The sequence below is a fragment of the Phenylobacterium sp. genome, assembly GCF_019636135.1.
Lineage (GTDB): Bacteria > Pseudomonadota > Alphaproteobacteria > Caulobacterales > Caulobacteraceae > Phenylobacterium.
On record NZ_JAHBYD010000009.1, the window covers coordinates 138,438 to 147,547 of the forward strand.

Genomic DNA, 9,110 nt, shown 5'->3' on the forward strand with positions numbered 1-9,110 from the left:
AACACCCATGCCGACCTCTTCGAAGGCGCCCGCCGATCCGTTCGACGCACGCCTCGTGCGCAAGCTGGCGGACATCCTCACCGAGACCGGGCTGACCGAGATCGAAGTCGAACAGGGCGAACTGAAGATCCGCGTCGCCAAGCAGGCGACGGCCGCCGCCGCGCCGGTTCACTACGCGCCTGCCCCGGCCGCCGCTGCGGCCCCCGCACCGGCCCCGGCCGCCGCGCCTGCCGCCGCCGCCCCGGCCCGCGCGGCCGGCGAGGAGGTGAAGTCGCCGATGGTGGGCACCGTCTACCTGCAACCGAACCCGACCTCCGCGCCCTTCGTGAAGGTGGGCGACACGGTGGAGGCCGGCCAGACGCTCTTCATCGTGGAAGCCATGAAGACCATGAACCCGATCCCGGCCCCGCGCGGCGGCAAGATCGTGGAGATCCTGGTCGACGACGCCCAACCCGTGGAGTTCGGCGAGCCGCTCGCCATCATCGAGTAGGCCGATGTTCGACAAGATCCTGATCGCCAACCGGGGCGAGATCGCGCTGCGGGTCCATCGCGCGTGCAAGGAGATGGGCATCGCCACCGTCGCCGTGCATTCCGAGGCGGATTCATCCGCTATGTGGGTTCGACTTGCCGACGAGAGCGTCTGCATCGGCCCGCCGCCCGCGGCCAAGAGCTACCTGCACATCCCGGCGATCATCGCCGCCTGCGAGATCACCGGCGCCCAGGCCGTGCATCCGGGCTACGGCTTCCTCTCGGAGAACGCCCGCTTCGCCGAGATCGTGAACGCCCACGGCTTCACCTTCATCGGCCCGAAGCCCGAGCACATCCGCATGATGGGCGACAAGATCACCGCCAAGCAGGCGGTGAAGGCCGCCGGCATCCCGGTCGTGCCCGGCTCGGACGGCGCGGTGACCGCCGAGGAGGAGGCCTACGCGGCCGCCAAGGAGATCGGCTTCCCCGTCCTGATCAAGGCGGCCGCCGGCGGCGGCGGGCGCGGCATGAAGGTGGCCAGGACCGAGGCCGACCTCGTCGAGGCCGTGCAGACGGCCCGCAGCGAGGCCAAGGCCGCGTTCGGCGACGACGCAGTCTACATGGAGCGCTACCTCCAGACCCCGCGCCACATCGAGCTGCAGGTGGTGGCCGACAGCCACGGCAACGTCGTCCACCTGGGCGAGCGCGACTGCTCGCTGCAGCGCCGCCACCAGAAGGTGCTGGAGGAGGCCCCCTCGCCCGCCATCGACGCCGCCGCGCGGGCGAGGATCGGCAAGATCGTGGTCGATGCGGTGAAGGCCATCGGCTACCTGGGCGTCGGCACCATCGAGTTCCTGTACGAGAACGGCGAGTTCTTCTTCATCGAGATGAACACCCGCCTCCAGGTCGAGCACCCGGTCACCGAGGCCATCACCGGCATCGACCTGGTGCGCGAGCAGATCCGCATCGCCGCCGGCCTGCCGCTGTCGTTCACGCAGTCGGAGGTGGTCTTCGAGGGCCACGCCATCGAGTGCCGCGTGAACGCCGAGAACCCGAAGACCTTCGCCCCCTCGCCGGGCCTGGTCACCGACTACCACGCACCCGGCGGCCTGGGCGTGCGGATGGATAGCGCGCTCTACGCCGGCTATTCGATCCCGCCCTACTACGACAGCCTGATCGGAAAGCTGATCGTCCACGGCCGCGACCGGGCCGAGTGCATCGCGCGCCTGAACCGCTGCCTGGGCGAGATCGTGGTGGGGGGCATCGACACCAACATCCCGCTCTTCCAGGACCTGCTGCACCAGCCCGACATCCTGAAGGGCGACTACGACATCCACTGGCTGGAACGCTGGATGGCGAGCCAAGGCAGCTAGCCACCCAACCCATGTCATCCCGGTTTTCGCGCAGCGAAAGACCGGGACCCAACCCGCCGGCGCGTCGATGGTTGGGGGCCGGCCCTGGCGGGCGGGGCCAGATAACAACCTCAGAGCACCGGACGGTTGGGTCCCGGTCTTCGCCTGCGGCGAAACCGGGATGACAACCGGTGAGTGGACGGCCGCCGCGCGAATCACGCCCACTCGCCGGATGCAGCACGACTGGCGGATTCCCGAGCGCGAGTATCAGCGGCAGCTTGAGCGCCGTGGGCGGCTGCATGCGTTCGAGCGGCTGGAGCCGGCGACGACGGCGCTGACGACCGTCTACCGCAGCTTCGGCGACGTGCGTGCGACCGCCGAGGTGCTGGACCTCATCGCGGCCGGCTGATCACTTCACGGTCCTGAGCCGGCTGGGCAGCAGCTCGCCGCCGGTGCGCAGGATCGGGTAGGCCGAGGCCTCCACGAGGTGGGAGTTGATGCGCTTGAGGTCGCGCAGCGCGTCGAGGTGCAGCGAGCTGGTCTCGACGGTGCGGGCGTTTCCGGAGCGAAGGCGGGCGAAGTGGGCGGCCACCGCCTCGGTCTCGATCTCGCGGAAGGCGTCCTTCTCCGCGACCAGCGAGCGGGCCGTGGCGGGGTCCCGGTTCAGGAACAGCGAGCCGGCGAGCCGCGCATTGCCGATGAGCCGGTCGACCAGCCGCACCAGCTCGGCCTCGCCCTCCTCCGAGAACGACACGCCGCGGGCCTGACGGCGCCGGGCGACGCTCAGCAGGTCGTTGGCGATCAGGTCGCCGGCGTGCTCCAGGTTGGTGGCGAAGGTCAGCACCTCCGTCTGACGCTCCAGGTCCGCGGGCGAGAGCCGCTCGTGCGGCAGGCCGAGGACGAAGCCCTTGATGGCGCTGTTGAGGCCGTCGAGCACGTCGTCCAACTGGCGGGTGGTGGTGATCGGCTCGCGGCTGTCGGACTGCAGGGCCTCACGCAGGCCCTTCAGCATGCCCTCGATGGTGTCGGCCATGCGGAGGCCCTCACGCGTCGCCAGGGCCAGCGCGACCTGCGGCGTCTCGCGCGACGCCGGGTCGAGGTAGATCGGCGCGCCCGGCTTCGCCTCGGCGGCAGGGCTGGGCAGGAGACGCCGGATCATCTCGGCGTAGGGCTTCAGCCACGGCAGGAAGGTCAGCGCGAGCGCCAGGTTGAACAACGTGTGGAAGTTGGCGAGCGCGCGCGCCGGGTCGGGACCCAGCCTCGCGACCCACGGCGCGACATGGGCGAAGAAGCCGAGCACCAGCGCCAGGCCCGCCAGCCGGTTCAGGAGGTTGCCCAGCGGCAGGCGGCGATTGGCCGGGTTGGAGCCGACGTCGCCTTCCAGCATCGGATTGATCGCCGAGCCCAGGTTCGCGCCCAGGACCAGGGCCACGCCCACCTCGACGCCCACGACGCCCTTCGACGCCAGCGACATGGCGAGCAGGACCGTCACGACCGACGAATGCGCCGCCCAGGTCAGCACCGCCGCGGCGACGACCACGAGCGGGATGTACTGGCCCAGCATGCGCAGCATCTCGCCGGCGCCCGGCTGGGCCACCAGCGGCTCCAGCAACTGAAGGAACTGGTGCAGGGCGGTCAGCACGAGACCGAGGCCGATCAGGACCCGGCCGAAGTCGTGCCAGGCCTCGCGGCCGCGCCGCCAGAGCACGACCCCGGCCAGCACGAGCATCGGCGCCAGGATCGCGATATCGAACGAAAGCGCCTGGACGACCAGGCTGGAGCCCACGTTGGCGCCCAGCATCACCGCCAGGGCCGGAGCCAGCTCGACGAGCCCGCCCGCGGTGAAGGCGGTCAGCATCAGGGCGGTCGCCGTGCTGCTCTGCAGCGCGACGGTCACCGCGGCGCCGGCGCCGAACGCGCGGACCCGGTTGCGCAGCGCGCCCGCCAGGAAGCGCCTGAGCCGCGGCCCGAACGTCCGCTGCACGCCGGTCTGCACCATGTGGACGCCCCACATCAGCAGCGCGGCGAAGCCGGCGAGTTCGAGGATGACCAGCGTGGTGTCTATGGCGGAAGGCCTCCATCCGGGGGCCGGACATAAGGCGGCCGGCGGGCCGCCACATCAAGTCGGGAATCGAACCACGACGCGCAGTCCCGGGTCGGCGTCTTCGAGATGCAGCGTGGCGCCGTGCCGTTCGGCGGCGGCCGACACGAGGCTCAGGCCCAGCCCGAAGCCCGCCACCTCGTCGCCGGCGCGCCGGTAGAAGCGCTCCAGCACGCGGGACCGCTCGTCGGCCGGAACGCCCGGCCCGGTGTCGGAGACGACGATCTCGACGGCGCCGCCACGACGCCGGCCTTCGAGGCGGACGGCGCCGCCCTGCGGGGTGAACTTGATCGCGTTGTCGAGCAGGTTGCTGACCATCTGGAAGATCAGGTCGCGGTCGCCCTGGACGGCCAGGCCCGGATCGATGTGCGCCGCAAAGCCCAGGCTGCGGTCCTCGGCGGCGGGCTGGTGCAGGTCCAGGGCGTCCGCGAGCAGCCGCGAGACGTCGACCGGCGCATCGCCGTCGCGGCGACCGCCCTGCAGGCGGGCGATGCGCAGCAGGGCCTCGAACATCGACTGGAGCCGCGCCGCCTCGTCGAGGGCCGCGCCGGTCCGCACGCGGACCTCCTCCGGATCGTCGGCGACCGACAGCTCCTCCAGCTCCGCGCGCAGGCGCGTCAGCGGCGTGCGCAGCTCGTGGGCGATGTTGTCCGAGACGCGGCTGATGGAGGCGACGAGGCCCTCGATGCGCGCCAGCATCTCGTTGAGCGTGGCCGAGAGCTGGTCGAAGTCGTCGTCGCTGCCGTGCAGCTCGACGCGGCCCGAGAGGTCGCCGGCGATGACGGCGCGGGCGGCGCGGTTGATCCGTTCCAGCCGGTGCGAGACGGCGTAGGTCATGATCAGGCCGCCCATGAGGCCCAGCACCAGGCTCATGCCCGCGCCCCAGGACAGGGCCTCGAAGATCAGGTCCTCGCGCTCGTCCAGGTCCTCGGTGTCGAGGCCGATCAGCAGGCGGTAGCCGCCGGGCAGCGCCAGGTCGCGCACGACGGCCTCGTGCTCCTCCTCGGTTCCGGTGGCGTAGGTGCCGAACTCGTAGCGGATCCACTCGCCGGCATGGATCTCCGGCCAGTCCTGGAGGTTGGCCGCCACCACGGCGCCGCCCGGCGCGATGAGCACATGATAGGGCAACCGCCCCTTCGCCGCCGCCACGCGCGCCTCGAGCGCCCGGATCAGGGGGTCGCGCCCCTGGGTGGCGTAGATCGCGGCCAGCCGCGCGCTGTCCGCCCGGATCGCGGCCTCGACCTCCTGCAGGGGCCGCCAGACGCCGGCGACATAGGTCACGCCCAGCATCAGGCCGACCGACCCGGTGAAGAGCGCCATGTAGACCAGGGTGAGCCGGAGCGTCAGGCTCTTCAGCACGCGGCGGAGGTTCATGCGCGCAGGCTGTAGCCCATGCCGCGGACCGTCTGCAGGAGCGGCGGCTCGAAGTCCTTGTCGATCTTGGCGCGCAGGCGGCTGACGTGCTGGTCGATGATGTTGGTCTGGGGATCGAAGTTGTAGTCCCAGACCGCCTCCAGCAGCATGGAGCGGCTGACCACGCGGCCCGCGTTGCGCAACAGGTGCTCCAGCAGCGCGAACTCGCGGGTGGTGAGCTCGATGGGCTGGCCGCGGCGGGTGACCGTGCGGGTGAGCAGGTTCATCTGCAGGTCGGCGAGGCCGAGTTCGGTCGTCTCCTGCACCGGCTGGGCCTTGCGGCGGCCCAGGACCTCGACACGGGCGATCAGTTCGGAGATGGCGAAGGGCTTGGCGAGATAGTCGTCGCCGCCCGCGCGCAGGCCCTTCACGCGGTTGTCGACGTCGCCGAGCGCGGAGAGGATCAGCACCGGCGTGCCGTCTCCCGACGCCCGCATGGTCTGCAGGATCTTCAGCCCGTCGACGTTGGGCAGCATGCGGTCGAGGACGATGACGTCGTAGGCCTCGGCGGCGACCTGGAAGAGCGCCTTCTTGCCGTCGGCCACGTGGTCGACCAGCCAGCCTTCGCCCTTCAGGCCCTTCACCACATGGCCCGCGACCCGCTCGTCATCCTCCACGACCAGCACGTGCATGGCGTCAGACTAGTCTCCGATCAGCGGCGTGATGGCCCCTGTGCGGACGTCGACGAGGACTTCGCGATCCTCGGCGCCGACCAGCTCGACCTCGTAGTAGTGCCGCCCGCCGCGGCGCTCCAGCCCGATCTCGGCGACCTTGCCCTTGGTGGCCTCCTCGACCATGGCGATGGTCTGGCTGAGGGTGCGCGGCGCGGTCTGGGCGGCCTTCAGGTGGTCGCCGACGATCGGCAGGCGCGCCTTCAGGGGCCTGGACTGGCGCACCAGGCGGCCCGTCGTGGCGTCGACGAGGGCCTCCACGGGCTTGCCGTCCTTCACCAGGCTGATCTCGTAGACCATGTCGCCCAGGTCCATGTCGAACTCGGCGTCGTAGGCGCGGGCCCCCAGTTGGGACTCCGCGGTCGCGACGGCCTGGGCCAGCGTGACCCTCGGGCGGACCACCTGGCCCACGGCCGGCATGGCCAGGAGCGCGGCGGCGGCGCCGATGAGAGCTGTGCGGATCTTCATGTCAGTACTCCGTGCTTTGCCCCCGCGCCGCCTGGGATAGCCGGGCGAGATGGCGCGGGCGTTCGGCCAGCATTTGGTTTTCGTCATGCAGCAGCCGCGCGCTGGCGACGACGGCGCAGAGGCGGGCCAGCATGGCGTCGAGCCGAAAGGCCGCGGCCCGTCCGCCGGGCGGGATGCACGTCGCCGGGTCGGCCTGGCGCAGGATCGCGCGGGCCAGGTCCGCAGGCGCGGCGGGATCGACGAGGACGCCATGCCGGCCGCCTTCGAGCACGTCGGCGGCGGCGCCGGCGGTGCGGGACGCGACGATCGGGACGCCGCACGCCATGGCTTCCAGCAGGCTGTTCGACGCGCCTTCCCAGAGCGACGGCAGGACGTAGGCCCGGGCCGCCGCGACCAGCGGGAACGGGTTGGCCACCTCCCCCTCGAACCGGACGGCGCCGGAAACCCCCGCGGCCTCGGCGCGCGCCTCCAGGGCGCGGCGCAGCCCGGCGGGGCCGCCGCCCAGCACCAGGAGGCGCAGGTCCGGGCGCTCGCGGCGCGCCAGCGCCAGGGCGTCGATCAGGCCCTCGTAGTTCTTCTGCCGATGCAGCCGTCCCACGGCCACCAGGTAGGGCCGGCCGTCGGCGAGCCAGGGATGGCGGGCGGGCCGCGCGGCGCGCTCCCGGATCGCGTCGGCGTCGACGCCGTTCGGCAGCACCCGCACCCGCCCGTCGCGCCGGGCGCGGCGGAACGGCTCGGCGGCGGCGATCCCGGCGGAGACGCAGACCAGCCGGGTCGCGTCGGCGGCCACGACGCTCAGCCCCAGCTCCCGCAGCGCGCGTTGCGCCGCGCCGCCGTGCGCCGGGTCGTTGCTGATCCGGTAGAGCCGCGGCGTGTCCGGAAGGCCCCGCAGCGCGCCCCAGCAGGCCAGGTGCCCGTGATTTCCCATCGAGAGGACGACCGAGGGCTCCAGCGCCTTCAGGCGCCTGTGCAGCGCGGGCACGGCCGCCGCGAGCGCCAGCGCCCGCGGGCCGCGGCCCCGGCCGAGGCAGGTCACCGTCGGCCCGCGCAGTTCGGCCGCCAGCGCGCCGCCCTTCAGGCAGATGATCTCCACCGGCACGCCGCGCCGCGCCAACGCGTTGGCGAGGTGGACGGTGTTGCGCGCGACACCGTCGCCCGCGAGACCGCCGGCGAACAGGACGACAGGACCGGATGCATGCATGGGCCAAGCCTGCCGGGCGCGGATGGCGGCCGCTTCGCCGGAACATTTGCTTTTGCCCATGTTCGGCCGAACCGCGGGCTAGCGGCGGCTCCGGCCGCGGCGCTAGACGTGGGGCCATGTCCGCGTTCGACGCCCGTGACCTGCTCGACTGCTATGCGCGCGGCGTCTTTCCGATGGCCGATGCGCGGGAGGACGCCCGCGTCTTCCTGATCGACCCCGAGCGGCGGGGCGTGATCCCGCTCGACGCCTTCCACGTGTCGCGGCGGCTGGCGCGGACGGTGCGCTCGGACCGGTTCGAGGTTCGGGTGAACACCGCGTTCCACGAGGTCGTGCTGGCCTGCGCCGCGTCGGGTCCGGGCCGGACGGAGACGTGGATCAACCGGCCCATCGAGCAGCTCTACCTGCAACTCCACGAGATCGGGCACGGGCATTCCGTGGAGTGCTGGCAGGACGGAGCGCTGGTGGGCGGGCTCTACGGCGTGTCGCTGCGGGGCGCCTTCTTCGGCGAGAGCATGTTCTCGCGGCGCACCGACGCCTCGAAGGTGGCGCTGGTCCACCTGGTGTCACGGCTGATCGCGGGCGGCTTCCGGCTGCTCGACACCCAGTTCATGACCGACCACCTGGGCCGGTTCGGCGCGCAGGAGATCGCGCGCGCCGAGTATCACCGGCGACTGGCGGCGGCGATGGAGACGAGCGCCAGCTTCTACGTGACGGGCGCGGCGGGCTCGGCCTTGGGGGCCGGCTCGGCCTTCGGCGCCGGCGTGACCGCGGGCGGGGGCGTCGCGGGCGACGGGGCGGCCTTCACCGGCGGCACGGCCTTGGCCGGCGGCAGGTCGAGCACCTTGGGCTCCGCCGCCTCAGGCGCCCTGGCGGGGGGCGGCCGCGAAGGCGCGGGCGCGGCGGCCGGCGCGGGCGCGCTGGCCCTGCAACTGATCGCCCAGGCGTCGTAGGTCGCGTGTTCGAGCGGGTGCAGGCCCGGCGACGAGGCGTACATCCAGCCCTTGAACGCCTGCTTCGGCGCGGGCGTCGGCCGGCCCGGCTGCGGCCGCGGCTGGGAGTCGACGGTCACGTAGGCGATCGAGTCCTCGATGGCCTCGTCCGGCGCCGAGCGTTCGCAGGCGCTGACCGTGAAGACGAGCCCCTTCCAGCGCACCGGGGCGCCGACGCGGGCCTCGAAGCGGAGCGTCTCGGCCGTGACCTTGTCCAGCGCCTGCAGCACGGCGATGTCGTAGCGGGCGCGGCGGATCGGCGCGGCGGCGGGCTTCTCGGCCACCTGTTCCTTGGGCGCTGCGGCAGGCGCCACGTCCTTGGCCTCGACCGGCGCGGCGGGGGCCGGCGCGGGCGCCGTCCCCGTGGCGACGTCCGCCTGGCCGCACTGCTCCTGATCGCCGAGGAGCCTCGCAACGGCTACCAGGTGATCGAGGAACTCGCCGCCC

9 protein-coding genes and 1 pseudogene are annotated in these 9,110 nt (G+C 72.4%); 4 read left to right on the plus strand and 6 right to left on the minus strand.

Going from position 1 to position 9,110, the window contains the following annotated elements:
• Positions 1-7: 7 nt before the first annotated feature.
• The 3 genes from accB (at position 8) to KF737_RS08640 (ending at position 2,229) form a co-directional block, all read left to right on the plus strand.
• Positions 8-490 (plus strand): acetyl-CoA carboxylase biotin carboxyl carrier protein, encoded by a 483-nt coding sequence (gene accB, locus KF737_RS08630; protein WP_296453071.1) that lies wholly within the window; start codon positions 8-10, stop codon positions 488-490.
• Between the two features lie 4 nt (positions 491-494).
• Positions 495-1,841: an acetyl-CoA carboxylase biotin carboxylase subunit gene (gene accC, locus KF737_RS08635; RefSeq protein WP_296453074.1), complete on the plus strand. Its 1,347-nt coding sequence runs from the start codon at positions 495-497 to the stop codon at positions 1,839-1,841.
• A 211-nt stretch (positions 1,842-2,052) separates the two neighbouring features.
• Positions 2,053-2,229, plus strand: a complete 177-nt coding sequence (locus tag KF737_RS08640) for a hypothetical protein (protein ID WP_296453076.1) — start codon at positions 2,053-2,055, stop codon at positions 2,227-2,229.
• On the opposite strand, the gene KF737_RS08645 is transcribed toward KF737_RS08640, so the two are convergent.
• The 5 genes from KF737_RS08645 to KF737_RS08665 are packed head-to-tail and all read right to left on the minus strand — an operon-like array spanning position 2,230 to position 7,674.
• Positions 2,230-3,885, minus strand: a complete 1,656-nt coding sequence (locus KF737_RS08645; protein WP_367273220.1) for a Na/Pi cotransporter family protein — start codon at positions 3,883-3,885, stop codon at positions 2,230-2,232.
• Positions 3,886-3,939: 54 nt separating this feature from the next.
• Positions 3,940-5,295, minus strand: a complete 1,356-nt coding sequence (locus KF737_RS08650; protein ID WP_296453079.1) for an ATP-binding protein — start codon at positions 5,293-5,295, stop codon at positions 3,940-3,942.
• Complete coding sequence (locus tag KF737_RS08655) at positions 5,292-5,966, minus strand: response regulator transcription factor (RefSeq protein ID WP_296453082.1); 675 nt, start codon at positions 5,964-5,966, stop codon at positions 5,292-5,294. The genes KF737_RS08650 and KF737_RS08655 overlap by 4 nt, the downstream gene beginning before the upstream one ends.
• 9 nt (positions 5,967-5,975) lie before the next feature.
• Complete coding sequence (locus KF737_RS08660; protein ID WP_296453085.1) at positions 5,976-6,473, minus strand: PepSY domain-containing protein; 498 nt, start codon at positions 6,471-6,473, stop codon at positions 5,976-5,978.
• A 1-nt stretch (position 6,474) separates the two neighbouring features.
• Positions 6,475-7,674 (minus strand): glycosyltransferase, encoded by a 1,200-nt coding sequence (locus KF737_RS08665; RefSeq protein ID WP_296453088.1) that lies wholly within the window; start codon positions 7,672-7,674, stop codon positions 6,475-6,477.
• 116 nt (positions 7,675-7,790) lie between these two features.
• On the opposite strand from KF737_RS08665, the pseudogene aat reads away from it, so the two are divergent.
• Positions 7,791-8,366 (plus strand): annotated as a pseudogene (gene aat, locus KF737_RS08670) (leucyl/phenylalanyl-tRNA--protein transferase); the annotation flags it as partial.
• Positions 8,367-8,377: 11 nt separating this feature from the next.
• Here the strand turns inward: aat and KF737_RS08675 are convergent.
• Positions 8,378-9,110 (minus strand): DUF2155 domain-containing protein (locus KF737_RS08675; protein ID WP_296453090.1); only part of this gene is annotated, 733 nt, incomplete at its 5' end.